A 16729-nucleotide genomic window follows, 5' to 3' on the forward strand; every position below is an offset into this window, starting at 1 on the left:
TGCGACCGCGAGGCGGGTTCAGCCCCGTGCCCGGCGGCGGGCGATGTGCTCCCGGAACCAGTGGTAGGAGGCCTTGGGGGTGCGCCGCTGGGTGGCGAAGTCGACGTGGACCAGGCCGAACCGCTGGTGGTAGCCCTCCGCCCACTCGAAGTTGTCCAGCAGCGACCAGACGTAGTAGCCGCGGACGTCCACCCCCTCGGCCGCGGCCCGCTCCATCGCCGCGATGTGCCCGTCGAGGTAGGCGATCCGCTCCCGGTCGTCGACCGCGCCGTCCGGGCCGGGCTCGTCGGGCTGCGAGCAGCCGTTCTCGGTGACGTAGACCGGGGGCAGGGCGTCGCCGTACCTCGCCTTCAGGCCGGTCAGGAGCTCGTGCAGGCCGTCGGGGACGACGGGCCAGCCGAAGGCGGTGACGGGGTGGCCGGTGATCCCGGCGTCGGTGAACGGCAGGCCCAGCTCGGCCGCCGCGGCGTCGGGGGCGGCGATCCGGGTGGGGTTGTAGTAGTTGACGCCGAGCCCGTCGAGCGGGGCGGAGATGAGCTCCAGGTCGCCGTCGCGCACGCAGTCGAGCGCGGTGCCGTACGCGTCGAGGCCGGGGTAGGTCCCGAGCAGGACCGGGTCGTTGAACAGCCGGTTGTGCAGGACGTCGTAGGCCTCGGCGGCGGCCAGGTCTGCGGGGTCGGCCGAGGCGGACCGGACGGGAGTGCAGTTGTTGGTGATCAGCACGCGCTCCGCACCGCGCGCCCGGAGCGCGGCCGTGGCCAGGCCGTGCCCGAGGAGCTGGTGGTGGGCGGCGGGCAGGGCCCCGGTGAGCAGGACCTGGCCGGGGGCGTGCACGCCGGTGGCGTGGCCGAAGGCCATGTGCACGAAGGGCTCGTTCAGGGTGATCCACATCGGGATCCGGTCGGCGAGCCGGTCGGCCACCAGGGCGGTGTAGTCGGCGAAGCGGTGGGCGGTGTCGCGGGAGAGCCAGCCGCCCGCGTCCTGGAGGGGCTGGGGCAGGTCCCAGTGGAACAGGGTGGCGGCCGGGACGATGCCCTCCGCGAGCAGGGCGTCGGTCAGCCGGTCGTAGAAGTCGAGCCCCGCGGGGTTGGCCGGGCCGCTGCCGCCGGGCTGGACCCGGGGCCAGGCGATGGAGAAGCGGTAGGAGTCCACGCCCAGGCCGGCCAGGAGCGCGACGTCCTCGGGCCAGCGGTGGTAGTGGTCGCAGGCGGCGTCGCCGGTGTGGCCGTCGCGGACCCGGCCGGGCTCGTGGGAGAAGGTGTCCCAGACGGAAGGGCCCCGGCCGCCTGCGGAGACTGCGCCCTCGATCTGGTAGGCGGCGGTGGCGGCACCCCAGAGGAACATCCTCACCTCCCGGTTGCATGAGTACCGCTCATGTTAGCTCGCGGCAGGGTCCCATGGGGGATGATGAGGCAATGACGAACGTCTCCGGGGGAACACTGCGCCGTCGCCCCGCCCAGCGGCGGAGCGCGGAACGGGTCGAGCGCATGCTGGACGAGTGCGCCAGGCTGCTGGACGAGGTGGGTTACGAGGCGCTGACCACCAAGGAGGTCGCGCGCCGCGCGGAGGTACCGATCGGCACCTTCTACCAGTTCTTCTCCGACAAGCAGGGACTGGTGCGCGCGCTCGCCGTGCGCAACCTGGAGGCGTTCCTCGACCGGATCACCGCCCGGCTCGCCGACGCCGAGCCCTCCGACTGGACCGGCATGGTGGACCTGGCGATCGACGAGTTCGTCGCCATGAAGCGCTCCACCCCCGGCTTCGGCGTCGTGGACTTCGGCGAGGTGCTGTACGCACCGGGCGGCCCGGCGCTGCGGGGGACCGAGCGCATGCTCGACACCGCACTGGAGAACAACGTCGTCGTGGCCGACCGTCTCCGGGGGATCAGCATCGAGGTGCTCGGCGCCCCGGCGGGGGCGGAGCTGGACCGGGCGCTGATCGTCGCGGTGGAGGCGGCCGACGCCGTGCTCAAGCTCGCCTTCAGGACCAGTCCGGAGGGCGACCCCGAGCTGATCGACGAGTGCAAGCTCATGGTCCGCCGCTACCTCGCCGCCCGCCTGCCGTAGCCCCCCGCCGGGGCGCCGCCGGCCGGACCCGGCCGGGCTCCCTTCCGGGGTTCCGGCCGGGTCCCCTTCCGGGGCTCCCGCCGGGCGCCGCTCCGGGGCCCGGCCGGGAGACCCCGTCAGGAGACGGCGTCCAGCCGGGCGCGGAGCTCGTCGTCGAGCTTGACGTCCAGCGCGCCGAGCGCCTCGTCGAGCTGTTCGACGGTGCTCGCGCCGACGATCGGGACGGCGGCGGGGGAGCCGCCGATCAGCCAGGCCAGGACCACCTGGTTCACGGTGGCGCCCAGCTCGGCCGCGACCTCGCGCAGCACGGCCAGGCGCCGGGTGGTGCCGGGGTGGTCGAAGGCCGGGTCGAAGGGGCGGTCGGTGCGGGTGTACCCGCCGCTCATCAGCGTGCTGTACGCCCACAGGGTCACGCCGGGCTCCTCGCGCAGGTAGTCGAGGGTGTCGTCGTTGACCACCGTGTGCCCGGAGGACCGGAGCGGGGCGCCGGGCCGGGGCCGGACGTAGGAGTGGCGCAGCTGCAGGTGGGAGTAGGGCGTCCAGCCGTTCTCCCGGGCGACGTTCCGGGCGCGCTCGAACCGCCAGGCGGGGATGTTGCTGGCCCCGGTCTCCCGCACCTTGCCCGCCCGGACCAGCCCGTCGAAGGCGCCGAGGGTCTCGGCCAGCGGGACCGACCGGTCCTCGATGTGCGCCCAGTGGACGTCCACGCGGTCGGTTCCCAGCCTGCGCAGGCTGCCCTCGATCGCGGTCTCGACGGCCCGCGCCGACAGGCCCTCGGCGGAGCCGAGCGTGCGGTCGCCGGGGACGGTCGGCCGGGCGCCGCACTTGGTGCTGATCACGACCCGGTCGCGGTTCTTCCGCGAGGCCAGCCAGCGGCCGATGGCCAGCTCGCTCTCGTCGCCGGTCGCCCCGTCGTACCAGAAGGGGTAGTTGTTGGAGGTGTCCAGCAGCGCGCCGCCCGCCTCGGCGAAGCGGTCCATGATCGCGAAAGCCGTGCCGTCGTCGACGGCGGTGCCGAACGGGATGGTGCCCAGTGCAAGGGGGATGTGCGTCATACGGCACAGCGTGCGAGCTGGAGCGCACTCCATGTCAAGCCGCTGCCGGCGGCGGCCGGCGAGCTTGACCTGGAGCCCGCTCCAGGTGCCATGCTTTCGGGCATGAGCGTGTACACCCCGGGACAGGTGGCCGAGGAGACCGGGTTCAGCCTCGACACCCTGCGTTACTACGAGCGGATCGGGCTGCTGGAGCCGATCGGCCGCAACGCCGCCGGTCAGCGCCGCTTCACGCAGGAGGACATCGGCTGGCTGGGCATGATCAGGTGCCTGCGGGACACCGGCATGCCGATCGCGGAGATGCTCCGCTTCGCGGAGCTGACCAGGCAGGGCGAGCACACGATCCGCGACCGGATCGCGCTGCTGGAGGCGCACGACCGCCGGGTGGAGGCCCAGGTGGCCAACCTGCGGGAGAAGCAGACCGCGATCCGGAACAAGATCGGTTACTACCGCGGGGTCGTCGGGGCGGGCCGCGGGCTGTCGTGACGCGCGCCCGTCGCGGTACGGCGGGGCGGAGCCCGGGCGCGGGCCCCTCGGGGTACGGCGGGGCGCATGTGGGGGCGGGCCGCCGGCGGTCGTGACGCGGGCCGTACGGGGCTTTTGCCGTGCGGCGGGGGGCCCTTTCCGGGCCGGCTGTTAGACCGGAAGCCGGACCTCGGGGAGGGGGCCCATGGCCGCACCGCGCGCGCGACGGATCGACATCCCGCTGAGGCACGTCGCCGTGGCGTGCGGGGTGATGCTGTTCGCGGTGCTCGGGAAGGCGACCTGGATCCACGTGTTCGACGCCGCCGGGCTGCGGGAGGACCCGCACAACCAGCGGACCCTGACCGCCCGGTTCGACCGCCCCCGGGGGGAGATCCGGCTGCGCGACGGCACCGTCGTCGCGGCCAGCCGCCGGGATCCCCGGGACGGAGACCGCCACCGGTACCGGCGGTTCTACCCCGGAGGGCCCGTCCACGCGCCGGTCACCGGCCACCTGTCGTTCTACGCCGCCACCGGGATCGAGCAGGCCGAGGACGCGGTGCTCGCCGGGACCGACCCCCGGGTGAGGGTCCGCTCGATCGTGGACGGGACCGCGGCGGCGGGCGCGACGGTCGTGCTCACGATCGACGGGCGGGCGCAGCGGGCCGCCTACGCGGGACTGCGCGCCACCGGCCGGCCCGGGGCCGCCGTCGCGATCGACCCGGCCACCGGCGAGATCCTGGCCATGGCCTCCTATCCGTCCTACGACCCGAACCTCTACACCACCTCCGACGTCGCCGAACTCGACCGGACCGACCGGCGGCTGCAGGCCGATCCGGGCCGCCCGCTGCTGAACCGGGCGATCCGGCAGACCTACCCGCCCGGATCCGCCTTCAAGATCGTCACCGCCGCCGCCGCGCTCGCCTCGGGCGACTACCGGCCGGGCACGCGCGTCGCCGCGCCCGCCGCGTTCCGGCTCCCCGGCTCCTCCGTCCGCCTGCGCAACTTCCGCGGTACGGCCTGCGGCGACGGTCTCCCGTCCCTGGCCCACGCGTTCAAGATCTCCTGCAACACCCCGTTCGCGATGATCGGCATCGGTCTCGGCCAGGACGCGCTGCGCGAGCGGGCCGAGGCGTTCGGGTTCAACGACGGCGGTCTCGCGGTGCCCATGCCCGTGGCCCGGAGCGTCTACCCGGCCGGGATGGACCGGGCGCAGACCGCGATGTCCGCGCTGGGCCAGTTCGACGACCGCGCCACTCCGCTCGTGCTCGCGATGCTCTCGGCGGCGGTCGCGGGCGACGGCTCGCTCATGCGTCCCCACCTGGTGCGGGAGGTACGGCTCGGCGACGGAACGGTGGTCGACGAGGCGGAGCCGTCCCGCTACCGCCGCGCGCTGAGCTCCCGCGACGCCCGGCGGCTCACCGCCATGATGACCGGCGTCACCCGGCGGGGCGGCACCGGCCGCGCCGCGGCCCTCCCGGGCGCCGAGGTGGCGGCCAAGACCGGGACCGCTGAGAACGGCGGCCGGGACCACGCCGTCTTCACGGGCTTCGCCCCGGCGGGCTCCCCCCGGGTGGCCGTGGGGGTCGTCGTCGAGGGAGGCGGCTCCGGCGGCCGGGTGGCCGCGCCCGTCGCAAGGGCGATCATGCGGGCGGTCCTGGAGTGAGCCGGCGGTCCGCACGGTCCTGCCCGTGCCGGTCCTGCCCGCACCGGTCCTGCCCGTGCCGACCCGGACGGTGGGTTCGGACGGTGGGTTCGGAGGCCGGTCCGCGGGGTCGGGAGCCGGTCAGGGGGAGTAGGCGCGGGCCTGCAGGCCGTACAGCTCGGCGTAGAGGCCGCCGAGCTCCATCAGCTCGGTGTGGGTGCCCTCCTCGGTGACCTTGCCGTGGTCGAGGACGTAGATCCGGTCGGCGTAGCGGACGCTGGCCAGCCGGTGGGTGATCAGCAGGACGGTACGGCCGCCGGCGTGCTCGCGGACGCGTTCGAAGAGCGCGTGCTCGGCCCGGGCGTCGAGGGCGGCGGTGGGCTCGTCGCAGATCAGCAGGGGAGCGTCCCGGTGGAAGCCCCGGGCGACGGCTATCCGCTGCCACTGCCCGCCCGACAACTCCTGACCGTCCTTGAAGCGCCGGTCCGTCCGCCACGACCTGGTCGGCCCCGGCCACCTCGGCCGCGGAGACCAGCGCGGGCTCCCCCTTGTCCGTGCCCATGGTGATGTTCTGGCGGGCGGTCAGCGGCCAGCGGGTGTGGTCCTGGGCGATGACCGCGATGTGCCGCCGGAGCCGGTCGGGGTCCACCTCGGACAGGTCGGTGCCGTCCCAGCGGACGCGCCCGCCGTCGGGCTCGTAGAGACCGGACAGGATCTTCGCCAGGGTGGTCTTGCCGGAGGGGATCAGCCGGTACATCGTGGTGTAGCGCATGCGGGCCGCCCGGACGGCCGCCCAGGCGTCGGGCAGCACCGCGAGCACCAGCAGCGGCAGCAGCACGGGGTGCAGGACGCCGAGCACGCCCGCGGCCGCGACGATGCCGATCGCCGCGGTCAGCACGTCGATGGCGGTGCCGACCACCACATCGGCCATGGACACGCCCCGCGCCCTGGCCCGCTGCAGCGCGTCGTGGAAGTCGGGGTCGTCGAAGGCGGCCAGGCCGACCCGGCTGGTCAGCCCGTAGAGGCGCTCCTCGGCGATCCGGCTGACCTGCGGGTCCAGCCGGGACTGCGCCCAGCCCGCGCCCGCTTGAGTGAGCGTGCGCAACGTGGCGGCCACACCCACCAGGACCAGGCTGGGCAGGGCCGCCCTGACCCGCTCCGGGGTGGGGCCGGCCTCGAACAGGGCGGTCAGCACCCCGGTCGTGGCGAGCAGGCCGAACGCGGTGAAGACGCCGCTCAGCAGGCTCAGCGCGATCGTGGTGGCGGTGTCGCGGGGACTGGCCAGCCAGGCCAGCCGTACGGCCTGGGCCACCAGGGCGGGCAGCCGCCGGGCGACGGTCAGGAACCCGACGCCGACCAGCTTGTCCGCGTGCGCGTACCAGTCGGTGAGGTTGATCTCGCCGAGCTCCGGGACACCGGGCCCGTCGGTGCCGGTGCCGGTGCCGGTGCCGGTGCCGGTGTCGGGAACGCGGGAGTCGGTGCCGGGGGTGCGGGGGCCGGGGGCGAGGGACTCCGCGGTGTTCGGTCAAGGCTGAAAGCGCCGGTCGAGAGCTGATCGCAGTCGAGCCCCGCAACACCTCCCGCACGTGCGCCGAATGCGGGCACGTGGCGAAGGAGAACCGCCTCACCCAGGCCGCGTTCGCCTGTACGGCGTGCGGGCATGCCGCGCACGCCGACGTGAACGCGGCGGTCAACATCTTGAGGGCAGGGCTTGCCCTTCGTGAGGCTGCGGAAGCGGCTTAGCGAGAAGCCGCTCCCTTCAGGGAGCGGAGGAGTCACGCTGGCAGTCTGAATCGCCTCACCGGAGGTCGCCATGGCCCGGGGCTGTCCAGCATGGGACACCTGCGCCGACGTGCTCTGACGCTGCGGATCCGCGGAGGCGGAGTACGGTCGTCACCGGTCTCCACCCGCCGGCGGTCGGCCGGTCTCCACCGGACCGGCCAGCGCGTCGCCGAGCGCGGTCCGGTGGTAGAGCACGCTGCGGCCGGTGCGGGCCCGGGCGACCAGCCCTGCCCCGCGCAACGCCGCCAGGTGACCGCCGACGGTGCCCAGGCCCAGGCCGAGCAGGGTGGCGAGCCGGCTGGTGGTCGCCGGTACGGCCAGCTCCAGCAGGATGCGGGTCCTGGTCCGGCCGATCAGCCCGGCCAGGCCGGCCGCGCCGCCACCGGGCTCGGGCGGGACGCCGGTGCCGCGCGCCGGGTAGGAGAGCGCGTACGGCCAGTCGTGCTCGAAGTAGGAGCCGATCCCGAGGGGGAAGACCGACGGCAGGAAGAGCACGCCCCGGCCGTCCAGCCGGAACGTCTCGTCGGAGCCGGGACCGGAGCCGAAGCCAGTGCCGGTGCCGGTGCCGGTGCCGGTGCCGGTGCCAAGACCGGAGTCGGTGCCAAGACCGGTGCCGGTGCCGGTGCCGGAGCCAGGACCGGGGCCGAGGCCGGGGCCGGGGCCGGGGCCGGGGCCGGAGTGGACTTCGATGACGCCGTCCGGCAGCCAGCGCGCCTTGGGCGCCAGGTCGTCGAGGGCCGCCGCCCAGCCGTACGTCGCCAGGCGGCCCGCCCGCTGGACCACGTCCCGCTCCAGGATCGCGTGGAAGCGCGGCCAGGCGGGAGCGACGATCTCCTCCCAGGCCCGCTGGAGCGCGTCGGCGAACAGCGCCACCACGTCCGGCGAGAACAGCACCCGGGCGACCTCCTCCGGCGGGCGCGCCATGCCCTCCAGGTTGCGGGCGATCTCCTCGTGCGCCTGGGTGACGGGCGTGGCGCGCACGACCGCGAGCTCCTCCTCGATCGGCGTGTTCACGCCGTTCGGCGGGGGCGCGGGGAAGTCGGCGTTGTAGGCGTGGTCGCGGAAGAGCACGGTCATCGGCCCCAGACCCGGCTCGGCGGCCAGCAGCCGGGCGTACGGCTCCCGCATCCGGTCGGTCCAGGCCCGCCACGGCCCGGCCTCCTTCTTGCCGGACAGGACCCAGAGGGCCTGCTTGGTCGTGATGAGCGGGGAGATCGCGAACCGGCTCGCCACCAGATCCGCGGAGCTGACCTCGATCCGGTAGACCACGGACGCCTCCTGCCGTCCCCCGAGACCGGCCTTTCGGGGATATCCGAAAGATTAGCCTTCCGGCGGTGCCCCTCCGAGCATCGGTGCATGACGACCACACGAGAACGCGGCGCGACCTACGGTGACGTCTTCGCCGCGGACGGATTCCGGGTGCTGTTCGGGAGCTTCGCGCTCCTGGTCGCCGGCGACCAGGTCAAGATGCTGGCCCTGGCGGCGCTGGTGCACGCGCGGACCGGCTCCGCGGGCCTGTCGGCGGCGGCGTACATGCTCGGTTTCCTGCCCTACGTCGTGGGCGGCACCTTCCTGATCTCGCTGGCCGACCGGGTCCGGCCGCGCCCGCTGATGGTCGCCGGGGAACTGGTCAGGGTCGCGACCTGCCTGCTGCTGGCCCTCGCCGGGATGCCCGTCTGGGCGATGCTCGCGCTGGTGCTGGCCACCGGCGTGCTCTCCCCGGTCTTCGGGGCGGCCCGCACCGCGCTCCTGCCCGACCTGCTGGCGGGGGACGCGTTCGTGCTCGCCAGGTCGGTGCTGGGCGTGACGGCGGCCGGGGCCCAGATCGGCGGGCTGGCCCTGGGGGGCGGCCTGCTCGCCGCCACCGGATCGGAGGGGGCCCTGCTGGTCACCGCCGGGCTCTCCGCTCTCGCCGCGGCCGTCCTGCGGGCCGGGCTGCCGGACCTGCCCGGCCGGGGCCGGAGCGGGGGCGGCGCCGTACGGGAGACGCTGCGGGTCAACCGGGCCCTGCTGACCGACGCGCGGGTGCGCGGGCTGCTGCTGGCGCAGTGGCTCCCGGTCTCCTTCGTGACGGGCGCCGAGGCCGTGCTCATCCCCTACCTGGGCGGCACGGCCGGGATCGCGCTCACCGCCGCGTCCGCGGGCCTGGCGCTCGGCAGCTTCGCCGTCGGCCGGTTCGTCTCCCCGGAGGGGCGGGAGCGGCTGGCCCTGCCCCTCGCGGTGGCGGGGGGCGTGCCCCTGCTCGGGTTCGCGCTCCAGCCGGGACTCGCCGGGACCGCGCTGCTCGTCCTGCTCGCCACGGCGGCCGGCGGCTCCTACGCGCTCGGGCTGCAGCGGCGGTTCGTGGACGTGACCCCGGAAGCGGTCCGGGGTCAGGCCTTCGGCCTGCTCGGCACGGGTGCGATGACCGGCCAGGCGGTGGGCGCCGCGCTGGTCGGCCTGGCCGCCGAGTGGACGGCCCCCCATCTGGCGATGGCGCTCGCCGGGACCGCGACGATCACCTGCTCGCTGGCCCTGCGCCGGTCCCTGCGCCCGGACGGCCCCGGCCGCTGACCGGTACGGGGGCGCCGGCCGGTACGGGGATGCTGACCGGTACGGGGGCGCCTGCCGGTACGGGCTGGATCTTCGTCTCGTATCCTACGGAGGACCGCCTGTGCGCTTCCGTGTCCTTCCGGACCCTTTCGCGCACCGCACCCGACAGAAGGCCGGCATGCCGTACACGATCACCCGCCTGTCGGTCGAGGACTTCCGCGACAGCGTGCGGGAACTCGCCGGGCTCCTCTGCGACACCGTCGCCGGCGGCGCCTCCCTGGGCTTCCTCGCCCCCCTCGACCGGGACGCGGCGGAGGCCTGGTGGCGGGCCAGGGAGCCCGCCGTGACCGACGGCGGCCTCGCCGTCTGGGTCTCCCGCGGACCCGGAGGCGTCGACGGCACGGTCAGCCTCGCCTTCGAGGCCAAGGCCAACGGCAGGCACCGGGCCGAGGTCGTCAAGCTGATGGTCCACCCCCGAGCCCGCGGCCGGGGACTGGGGCGCGGGCTGCTCGCCGCCGCCGAGCGGGCCGCCGCCGAGGCGGGAGCCACCCTCCTGCTCCTGGACACCGAGACCGGCAGCGACGCGGACCGCCTGTACGGCGCCGCCGGCTGGACCCGCTACGGCGTCGTCCCCGACTACGCCGCCGACCCGGCAGGTTCCCTGCGGGACTGCAGTTTCTACTACAAGCGGCTCGGCTGGTCCGGGTCCGGTGCCCCGGACCACCGGGCTGGGCTCTGTGCGGACCTTCGGCAAGTTTTTGCCTCCGGAGACGGGACGCCCGCGGGGGCTGGGTAGGACCGTTGGACGACGGGGTCCGCGGGAGGGGCGGGCCCGGCCGGTGACACGGGAACGGGGCGGACTCCGAGAGGCTTCGAACGGTGGGGTGATGGCCGGGGTTCTGGTCGTGGACGACGATCCGGACGTGCAGTTCGTGGTGGGTCTCGTGCTCAAGCGGTTCGGGCACGACGTCGTGATGGCCGCCAGCGGGCGGGCCGCCCTGGAGGTCGCCGCCCGGGAGATGCCCGACGCCGTGATCCTGGACTGGGTGATGCCCGGGATGGCCGGTCCCGAGGTGTGCCGCAGGTTGCGGGCGATGCCCGGCGGCGACCGGGTGGCGGTGATGATGCTGACGGTCCGGGTGGGGGAGGAGGACATGGAGGCCGCCTTCCGGGCCGGCGTCGACGACTACATGATGAAGCCGTTCAGTCACGAGGAGTTCGTGGCGCGGGTCGAGTCGATGCTCGCCCGCGTGGCGCAGCCCGGCTCCGGTCCGGATCGGCGGTCCTGACGATCCGGTCCGGATCGGCGGCCTCGATCCGGACGCGTCGTGACCGGATCGAGGCCGCCTCCGGCGCGCGAGTGGCCCGGAACGGGACGCGGCGCGGCCTTCCGGCGAGGGGGGACTCCCTCCCCGCGGCGGGTTCCGGCTTCGGGGGTCAGGGCCGCAGCTCACCCGACCCGCGGGGGACGAGCCGGGTCGCCAGTTCGATCCGCTCGGCGGGGCCGGTTTCGCCGGACAGGCGGCGGAAGAGCAGTTCGGCGGCCGTCCGGCCGAGGCCGGCGGGGTCCTGGGCCACCACGCTCACCCCGGGCGTCAGCAGGTCGGCCAGTTCGAAGTCGTCGAAGCCGACCAGGGGCGGGCGGTGGCCGGAGCGCAGCAGCGCCACGGTGATGCGGCCGTTGCCGGTGAACACGGCCGTGGGCGGGTCCGGCTCGGCGAGCATCCGGTCCAGCGCGGCCCCGGCCCGCTCCGGCGGGCCCGTCGCGATCAGCGTCCCGTCGGCGGGCAGGCCCGCGTCGGCGAGCGCCCGGCGGTAGCCGCGCAGGCGCTCGGCGGCGGTGAAGATGGCGGTGCGGTCGCCGAGGAAGGCGATCCGGCGGTGGCCGTGGCGGATCAGGTGGGTCACTCCGGCGTGCGCGCCGCCGGCGTTGTCGCAGAGCACGGTGTCCGCGTCCAGCCCTCCGGGGCGGTCGGCGAAGACGGCGGCGACGTCCGCTTCGAGCTCGGGCAGCAGGTAGTCGTGGTCGGTCCCGGCGGGCACGATGACCAGCCCGTCCACCCGCCGTGCGCAGAAGGCGAGCACGAGCTCCCGCTCGCGCCGCGGATCCTCTCCGGAGGAGCCGCTGAACACCAGCGAGCCGTGGCGGAGCGCGACGTCCTCGACCGCCCGGCTGATCTCCGAGTAGAACGGGTCGGCGACGTCCTCGATCACCATCCCGATGGTCGCGGTCCGGCCGCGGCGGAGCACCCGGGCGCTCTCGTTGCGCCGGTAGCCGAGCCGTTCGATGGCCGCGGCGACCCTCCCGGCGGTGGCGGGGCTGACCCCGGGCTCCGCGTTGACGACCCGGGAGACCGTCTTGAGCGCCACCCCGGCCGCCGCCGCGACGTCCTTCATCGTCGGCCGGCCCCGGATGCCCTCTGTCACGCTCCGATCATGGCTCAGGCCGCGCTCGCGGACAACGTCGCCGCCGCTCCCCGGATCCGCCGCCGCTCCCCGGATCCGCCGCCGCTCTCCGGCGGCGGGCGCCGCCGGAGGCGTGTGCGAAAGTAGGGCGATGTCCGAGCGCCGGGTCCGCCTGTCATGGTTCCTGCTGGTCGCCGGGTTCGTACTCGCCTCGTTCAACCTCCGGCCCGCCCTGGCCGGGATCTCGCCGGTGCTCGACGAGATCATGGAGGATCTCGGGCTGAGCCCGGCCGGGGGCGGCGCGATCACCACGGTGATGGTGGTCTGCCTGGGGGTGCTCGCCCCGCTCGCCCCCCTGCTGGCCCGCCGGTTCGGCCTGGACCGCACGCTGCTGGCCGGGCTGCTGGTGCTGGCCGCAGGCCTGCTGCTGCGCAGCGCCGGGAGCGTCCCCGCGCTGTACGCGGGCGCGGCCGTGGCCGGCGCCGCCATCGCGGTCATGAACGTGGTGATGCCGGCCATCGTCAAGCAGCACTTCCCCGCGCGGGTCGGCCCGTTCACCGGCGTCTACGTCTCCGGCCTGGTCCTCGGCGCCGCCGCGGCCTCCGGGCTGACGGTCCCGCTCGAACACGCCACCGGGTACGGCTGGCGGGGGGCCACCGCGCTGGCCGCGCTCCCCGCCGTGGCGGCGGCCGTGCTCTGGCTGCCCCAGGCGCTGCGCCGCCCGGCGGGCGGACCGGCGGCGCCGAGGCCGTTCCGTGCGCTGCTGCGCACCCCCGTGACCTGGGCCGTCACGGCGTTCATGGGGCTGCAGTCGCTGACCTTCTACGTCACGCTCGCCTGGCTGCCGACGATCTTCCAGGAGGCGGGGCTCCCCGCCGACCAGGCCGGCTACCTGCTGGGCCTGTCCAACCTCGTCCAGGTGGCGGTGACGCTCGCGGTGCCCGTGCACGCCGGGAGGGCGCGCTCGCAGGTGCCGCACGTCACGGCGGCGACCCTGCTCACCGCCGCCGGGTACGCCGGGATGCTGGCGGCCCCCGCCACCGTCCCCTGGCTCTGGATGCTCGTGCTCGGCGTCGGCCAGGGCGCCGCGATCGCGCTGGCCCTGCTGATCATCACCCTGCGCGCCCCGGACCCGGCGGCGGTGACCGCGCTGTCGGCCGTCGCCCAGTCGGCCGGGTACGTCCTGGCGGCGCTCGGCCCGTTCCTGATCGGCCTGCTCCGGGAGGTCACCGGCGGCTGGACGGTGCCGCTGCTGGCAGGGCTCGGCGCGTGCGGGCTCCAGCTCGCCGCCGGACTCCTCGCCGGACGCCCGGGCCCGCGGTGAACGACGTTCCCGACACCGGGCCGTGGCGCGGCGGTCGTGTCCCGGGCACCCGCCGGTCACCCTGGGTCCCTACGGTCCTCCCATGATCCGTAGGCTCCTCGCCGTGGCGCTGGCCGTTCTCGCGACCGGTACCGTCACCGTTGTGCTGCACCGACCCGAACCCGCCGCCGCCGAGCGCCGCGGCGGCGATCCCATCGTCATCGGCCACCGGGGCGCGAGCGCCCACCGCCCCGAGCACACCCTGCTCTCCTACGAGGCCGCGATCGCGCTGGGCGCCGACTACATCGAGCCCGACCTGGTCTCCACGAAGGACGGCGTCCTCGTGGCCCGCCACGAGAACGAGATCTCCGGCACCACGGACGTGGCCGACCACCCGGAGTTCGCGGCGCGCCGTACCACGAAGACCATCGACGGGCGGCCGGTCACCGGCTGGTTCACCGAGGACTTCACGCTCGCCGAGCTGAGGACCCTCCGGGCGGTGGAGCGCGTGCCCGACCTGCGGCCGGGCAACACCGTCTTCGACGGGCTGGCGGAGATCCCGACCTTCGAGGAGGTCCTGCTGCTGGCCGGTGAGCACGGGGTCGGCGTCTACCCCGAGACCAAGCACCCCACCTACTTCGACTCCATCGGCCTCTCCCTGGAGGAGCCGCTGCTGGAGACCCTCCGCAGGCACGGCTGGGACGGGCGGCGCTCCCCCGTCTTCATCCAGTCCTTCGAGACGGCCAACCTGCGCGAGCTGCGGAGGAAGACCCGGCTCCCGCTGATCCAGCTGATCAGCGCGAGCGGCGCGCCGTACGACTGGACCGCGGCGGGGGACCCGCGCACCTACGACGCGATGGTGACCCCCGAGGGCCTGCGCGAGGTCGCGCGGTACGCCGACGGCATCGGCGTGGACACCCGGCGGATCGTCCCCACCGGTCCCGACGGCCGCCTGCTCGCGCCCACCACGCTGATCGGCGACGCCCACCGGGCCCGGCTGAAGGTCCACACCTGGACCGTGCGGAACGAGAACTCCCAGCTCCCGGTGGACTTCCGGCTCGGCGACCCGGCCAACCCGGCCTTCCCGCGCGCCACCGGCGATGTGATGGGCTGGCTGGAGAAGCTCTACCGGCTCGGTCTGGACGGCGTCTTCGCCGACGACCCGGGCATCGCCCGCGCCGTCCGGGAGCGGGTCCTCTGACGCGTCCCGCCGGGCCCTCCGCCGAGGACCGCCGGAGGGGATCATCGCCCGCCGGGACGACGGTCTCCAGGTGCTCGCCGCCGATGCGGGGCCGCACCCCCGGAGCACCCCGGCCGGGCCGGTCGGGTGGCCGCCGTGTCAGTCGTTGCCGCCCAGGACCAGGTCGAGCAGCCAGCTCACCACGCCGACGATGACCGCTCCCCAGAGGGCGGCCCAGAAGCCGGTCACGTGGAACGACAGGTCGAGCTGATCGGCGATCCAGCTCGTGAGCAGGAGCAGACCGGCGTTCACGACGAGGGCGAACAGGCCGAGGGTCAGGACGTAGAAGGCGCAGCCGATGGTCTTGATGATCGGCTTGAGGAGCGCGTTGACGAGGCCGAAGACGAAGGCGACCGCGATCAGCGTGCCGATCTTCTTCGGTGTGGTGTCCCCCGAGACGGTGATCCCGTCCACGAGCAGTTCGGCCACCCACAGGGAGGCCGCCACGATGAGGACTTTGATGATTATCTTCATCGGTTACCTCCAATGGGGAGGCCCCGGCCTCCGGGCCGGGGTCTTCGGCGTTCGGGGATCCTCGCACGGTCGGAGGACGACCGGTAGGCCCGAAGGTCCGTAGATCTTTGCGCCGACCGGTATGCCTCGACACTAGCCACTCCGGTGCCGGCCGTGGCGTGGAGCGGGCTGGATCTCCCCTGGAGGGACCTGCGGTGGGGGACCGTTTACCGTGATCGGCCCGTGCGCTGACCGTTCGATCGACGATGAGCGCGCATGATCGCCCACATCTGGGGGCAGATGGGGCATAAGGGGGTGGGATCGTTGGAAACGGATGAGCTGGATGCGTTGTCGGCCCGGGAGCTCCACGACCGAGCAGTGGGGTACGCGGTGCACCACGGAGATTTCGGCTTTCTCTGGGAACTGCTCAAGATGATCCCGCCGGCCGAGGCGGCGAGCGGGAACAGCGACCAGACGGCCAACGACCTCACCCGGGTCTCGGCTCTGCTCAGCGACGCCATGGTGGCGGGCGAGGGAGAGCTCGGCGAGGCGCTGCGGCCGTTCTACATCGACTACCTGTCCAAGCACCCGGACGCCATGGCCGCCCCCGAACCCTGATCCGCCTCCGCCGGGCCGCCCGATCCCTCCCTGCCGCCGAACGCGGCCGCCGGCGTACGGCCCGGCGCCCCGCCTGGCCGTACCGCACGCTCGGATAAGGTGATCGGCAGGCGACCAGGGAGGACGGATCATGGCATCGGTGCACGTGGAGCGGACCGAGGGCGGATACATCGCGCGCAACGAGCGCGGCGCCGAGGTGGCCATGGGCGGCGGGGACGAGCAGGGCGTCTTCACCCCGGTCGAGTTGCTGCTGGCCGCGCTCGGCGGCTGCAACATCGTCACCGTGGAGCCCCTCACCGCCAAGCGCGGCCACCGGCTGGTCCGCCTGGCGATGACCGTCAGCAGCGAGAAGATCGAGCCGACCAGGCTCGGGCCGATCACCGTGAGCTACGACGTCGAGCTGCCCGAGGGCGACGAGAAGGCGGCCGAGGTCTTCCGCGCGGTCGCGCACCGCGTCGAGGAGAACCACTGCACGGTGAGCAACGCCCTGCGGAACCGCACCGAGGTCGTGCTCGAACTGCCTGTGTGACGGTCCCCCGCGGTCCGGGAGGCTGGCCCGGTCTATACCGGGTCACTCCGGGTGTAGGGGGAAAACCAGCCTGTGTATGACGTTCTCGTTGCCTTCGTCTCGCTAGTGTGGAAGCAGGTCAAGGAGGTCCGCCAGGACCACCGAGGCCCAACGGAGACTTTTACCGGAAAAGGACGCGGGGGGATCGCGTCCACGAGCGGAGCCGCCGTCGTCTTGGGGGAGGCGACGGCAGAGCCCGCCAGGTGAAGACGGGGCCGGACGGTTGGGGGAACCGTCCGGCCCCGCATCTGTGTCCGGAGCGTCCCGGACGCATTCGGGCGGATGCGCGTTCTGGACGGGGATGTGCGTTGTCCTCCGCCGGGCTGCTAGAGTTGGCCCATCGCAAGCGCCGCTAGCTCAGTTGGTTAGAGCAGCTGACTCTTAATCAGCGGGTCCGGGGTTCGAGTCCCTGGCGGCGCACCGAGGTGAAAGCCCGGGCCGGTCTCACCGGCCCGGGCTTTCGCGTTCCGGCCCGCGGTCTTCTCAGTCCGCGGTCTTCAACCCACGGCCTTCACCTCAGTCCGCCCAGGATGCCTCGGCCTTCAGGCCGGGGAGGAATGGGCGTCCCGTCAGGGATGGTCCGGCGGAGCCGGGACGGCCTG

19 protein-coding genes, 1 tRNA gene and 1 pseudogene are annotated in these 16729 nt (G+C 74.2%); 14 read left to right on the forward strand and 7 right to left on the reverse strand.

Annotated features, from left to right (window positions below; all coding sequences use genetic code 11):
* Nucleotides 1–18: 18 nt before the first annotated feature.
* Nucleotides 19–1344, reverse strand: a complete 1326-nt coding sequence (locus IEZ06_RS31330) for a GH1 family beta-glucosidase (RefSeq protein ID WP_189240290.1) — start codon at nt 1342–1344, stop codon at nt 19–21.
* A gap of 71 nt (nt 1345–1415) precedes the next feature.
* On the opposite strand from IEZ06_RS31330, the gene IEZ06_RS31335 reads away from it, so the two are divergent.
* Entirely contained in the window at nt 1416–2066 is a 651-nt protein-coding gene (locus IEZ06_RS31335) for a TetR/AcrR family transcriptional regulator (protein ID WP_189240291.1), read from the forward strand.
* A 116-nt stretch (nt 2067–2182) separates the two neighbouring features.
* On the opposite strand, the gene IEZ06_RS31340 is transcribed toward IEZ06_RS31335, so the two are convergent.
* Complete coding sequence (locus tag IEZ06_RS31340; protein ID WP_189240292.1) at nt 2183–3121, reverse strand: aldo/keto reductase; 939 nt, start codon at nt 3119–3121, stop codon at nt 2183–2185.
* A gap of 102 nt (nt 3122–3223) precedes the next feature.
* Here IEZ06_RS31340 and IEZ06_RS31345 point away from each other — a divergent pair, with 102 nt between their 5' ends.
* Together IEZ06_RS31345 and IEZ06_RS31350 are read left to right on the forward strand one after the other, a co-directional pair.
* Complete coding sequence (locus tag IEZ06_RS31345; protein ID WP_068897538.1) at nt 3224–3604, forward strand: MerR family transcriptional regulator; 381 nt, start codon at nt 3224–3226, stop codon at nt 3602–3604.
* A 184-nt stretch (nt 3605–3788) separates the two neighbouring features.
* Complete coding sequence (locus tag IEZ06_RS31350; protein WP_189240293.1) at nt 3789–5246, forward strand: peptidoglycan D,D-transpeptidase FtsI family protein; 1458 nt, start codon at nt 3789–3791, stop codon at nt 5244–5246.
* A gap of 120 nt (nt 5247–5366) precedes the next feature.
* Here IEZ06_RS31350 and IEZ06_RS37550 read toward each other — a convergent pair whose 3' ends face one another.
* Nucleotides 5367–5684: an ATP-binding cassette domain-containing protein gene (locus tag IEZ06_RS37550; RefSeq protein ID WP_301549305.1), complete on the reverse strand. Its 318-nt coding sequence runs from the start codon at nt 5682–5684 to the stop codon at nt 5367–5369.
* Between the two features lie 139 nt (nt 5685–5823).
* Nucleotides 5824–5997 (reverse strand): annotated as a pseudogene (locus IEZ06_RS37555) (ATP-binding cassette domain-containing protein); the annotation flags it as partial.
* Here IEZ06_RS37555 and IEZ06_RS37560 point away from each other — a divergent pair.
* The 3 genes from IEZ06_RS37560 (at nt 5996) to IEZ06_RS31360 (ending at nt 6968) form a co-directional block, all read left to right on the forward strand.
* Complete coding sequence (locus IEZ06_RS37560; protein ID WP_308427702.1) at nt 5996–6247, forward strand: hypothetical protein; 252 nt, start codon at nt 5996–5998, stop codon at nt 6245–6247. The pseudogene IEZ06_RS37555 and the gene IEZ06_RS37560 sit on opposite strands and share 2 nt — an antisense overlap.
* Before the next feature lie 84 nt (nt 6248–6331).
* Complete coding sequence (locus IEZ06_RS37565; protein WP_308427703.1) at nt 6332–6760, forward strand: hypothetical protein; 429 nt, start codon at nt 6332–6334, stop codon at nt 6758–6760.
* Nucleotides 6761–6779: 19 nt separating this feature from the next.
* Nucleotides 6780–6968: a zinc ribbon domain-containing protein gene (locus IEZ06_RS31360; RefSeq protein ID WP_229798980.1), complete on the forward strand. Its 189-nt coding sequence runs from the start codon at nt 6780–6782 to the stop codon at nt 6966–6968.
* Nucleotides 6969–7118: 150 nt separating this feature from the next.
* Here IEZ06_RS31360 and IEZ06_RS31365 read toward each other — a convergent pair whose 3' ends face one another.
* A complete protein-coding gene (locus IEZ06_RS31365) occupies nt 7119–8276 on the reverse strand; it encodes an ArsR family transcriptional regulator (RefSeq protein ID WP_189240294.1) in 1158 nt (385 codons plus the stop codon).
* Nucleotides 8277–8363: 87 nt separating this feature from the next.
* Here IEZ06_RS31365 and IEZ06_RS31370 point away from each other — a divergent pair, with 87 nt between their 5' ends.
* From IEZ06_RS31370 to IEZ06_RS31380, 3 genes are all read left to right on the forward strand, one after another.
* Nucleotides 8364–9560: an MFS transporter gene (locus IEZ06_RS31370; RefSeq protein ID WP_189240295.1), complete on the forward strand. Its 1197-nt coding sequence runs from the start codon at nt 8364–8366 to the stop codon at nt 9558–9560.
* A gap of 157 nt (nt 9561–9717) precedes the next feature.
* Nucleotides 9718–10335, forward strand: a complete 618-nt coding sequence (locus IEZ06_RS31375; protein WP_189240296.1) for a GNAT family N-acetyltransferase — start codon at nt 9718–9720, stop codon at nt 10333–10335.
* A 91-nt stretch (nt 10336–10426) separates the two neighbouring features.
* Nucleotides 10427–10828, forward strand: coding sequence for a response regulator transcription factor (locus IEZ06_RS31380; RefSeq protein ID WP_189240297.1), 402 nt, complete (start codon nt 10427–10429; stop codon nt 10826–10828).
* Nucleotides 10829–10976: 148 nt separating this feature from the next.
* On the opposite strand, the gene IEZ06_RS31385 is transcribed toward IEZ06_RS31380, so the two are convergent.
* Nucleotides 10977–11966, reverse strand: a complete 990-nt coding sequence (locus IEZ06_RS31385; protein ID WP_229798978.1) for a LacI family DNA-binding transcriptional regulator — start codon at nt 11964–11966, stop codon at nt 10977–10979.
* A 130-nt stretch (nt 11967–12096) separates the two neighbouring features.
* Here IEZ06_RS31385 and IEZ06_RS31390 point away from each other — a divergent pair, with 130 nt between their 5' ends.
* Both IEZ06_RS31390 and IEZ06_RS31395 read left to right on the forward strand, forming a co-directional pair.
* Nucleotides 12097–13269, forward strand: a complete 1173-nt coding sequence (locus tag IEZ06_RS31390) for a CynX/NimT family MFS transporter (RefSeq protein ID WP_189240298.1) — start codon at nt 12097–12099, stop codon at nt 13267–13269.
* An 82-nt stretch (nt 13270–13351) separates the two neighbouring features.
* On the forward strand, nt 13352–14449 hold the full coding sequence (locus tag IEZ06_RS31395; RefSeq protein ID WP_189240299.1) for a glycerophosphodiester phosphodiesterase: 1098 nt from the start codon (nt 13352–13354) through the stop codon (nt 14447–14449).
* 138 nt (nt 14450–14587) lie between these two features.
* Here the strand turns inward: IEZ06_RS31395 and IEZ06_RS31400 are convergent, their stop codons facing one another.
* The gene (locus tag IEZ06_RS31400) at nt 14588–14962 is read right to left on the reverse strand and encodes a phage holin family protein (protein ID WP_189240300.1); all 375 of its coding nucleotides are present in this window, start codon (nt 14960–14962) and stop codon (nt 14588–14590) included.
* Nucleotides 14963–15217: 255 nt separating this feature from the next.
* On the opposite strand from IEZ06_RS31400, the gene IEZ06_RS31405 reads away from it, so the two are divergent.
* From IEZ06_RS31405 to IEZ06_RS31415, 3 genes are all read left to right on the forward strand, one after another.
* A complete protein-coding gene (locus IEZ06_RS31405) occupies nt 15218–15559 on the forward strand; it encodes a hypothetical protein (protein ID WP_189240301.1) in 342 nt (113 codons plus the stop codon).
* A 130-nt stretch (nt 15560–15689) separates the two neighbouring features.
* Nucleotides 15690–16088, forward strand: coding sequence for an OsmC family protein (locus IEZ06_RS31410; RefSeq protein WP_189240302.1), 399 nt, complete (start codon nt 15690–15692; stop codon nt 16086–16088).
* 385 nt (nt 16089–16473) lie between these two features.
* Nucleotides 16474–16547 (forward strand) — tRNA-Lys (locus IEZ06_RS31415).
* Nucleotides 16548–16729 lie beyond the last annotated feature (182 nt).

The sequence above is a fragment of the Planomonospora antibiotica genome (genome assembly GCF_014647955.1).
Classification (GTDB): Bacteria; Actinomycetota; Actinomycetes; order Streptosporangiales; family Streptosporangiaceae; genus Planomonospora; species Planomonospora parontospora.

What these genes read in the sequence shown, in the direction of transcription:
- IEZ06_RS31405 (WP_189240301.1), top strand. Translation starts at nt 15,218, where the DNA reads ATGATCGCCCACATCTGGGGGCAGATGGGGCATAAGGGGGTGGGATCG.
- IEZ06_RS31380 (WP_189240297.1), top strand. Translation starts at nt 10,427, where the DNA reads ATGGCCGGGGTTCTGGTCGTGGACGACGATCCGGACGTGCAGTTCGTG.
- IEZ06_RS31390 (WP_189240298.1), top strand. Translation starts at nt 12,097, where the DNA reads ATGTCCGAGCGCCGGGTCCGCCTGTCATGGTTCCTGCTGGTCGCCGGG.
- IEZ06_RS31400 (WP_189240300.1), bottom strand. Translation starts at nt 14,962, where the DNA reads ATGAAGATAATCATCAAAGTCCTCATCGTGGCGGCCTCCCTGTGGGTG.
- IEZ06_RS31410 (WP_189240302.1), top strand. Translation starts at nt 15,690, where the DNA reads ATGGCATCGGTGCACGTGGAGCGGACCGAGGGCGGATACATCGCGCGC.
- IEZ06_RS31345 (WP_068897538.1), top strand. Translation starts at nt 3,224, where the DNA reads ATGAGCGTGTACACCCCGGGACAGGTGGCCGAGGAGACCGGGTTCAGC.
- IEZ06_RS31335 (WP_189240291.1), top strand. Translation starts at nt 1,416, where the DNA reads ATGACGAACGTCTCCGGGGGAACACTGCGCCGTCGCCCCGCCCAGCGG.
- IEZ06_RS31330 (WP_189240290.1), bottom strand. Translation starts at nt 1,344, where the DNA reads ATGTTCCTCTGGGGTGCCGCCACCGCCGCCTACCAGATCGAGGGCGCA.
- IEZ06_RS31375 (WP_189240296.1), top strand. Translation starts at nt 9,718, where the DNA reads ATGCCGTACACGATCACCCGCCTGTCGGTCGAGGACTTCCGCGACAGC.
- IEZ06_RS37560 (WP_308427702.1), top strand. Translation starts at nt 5,996, where the DNA reads ATGCGGGCCGCCCGGACGGCCGCCCAGGCGTCGGGCAGCACCGCGAGC.
- IEZ06_RS31340 (WP_189240292.1), bottom strand. Translation starts at nt 3,121, where the DNA reads ATGACGCACATCCCCCTTGCACTGGGCACCATCCCGTTCGGCACCGCC.
- IEZ06_RS31370 (WP_189240295.1), top strand. Translation starts at nt 8,364, where the DNA reads ATGACGACCACACGAGAACGCGGCGCGACCTACGGTGACGTCTTCGCC.
- IEZ06_RS31350 (WP_189240293.1), top strand. Translation starts at nt 3,789, where the DNA reads ATGGCCGCACCGCGCGCGCGACGGATCGACATCCCGCTGAGGCACGTC.
- IEZ06_RS31395 (WP_189240299.1), top strand. Translation starts at nt 13,352, where the DNA reads ATGATCCGTAGGCTCCTCGCCGTGGCGCTGGCCGTTCTCGCGACCGGT.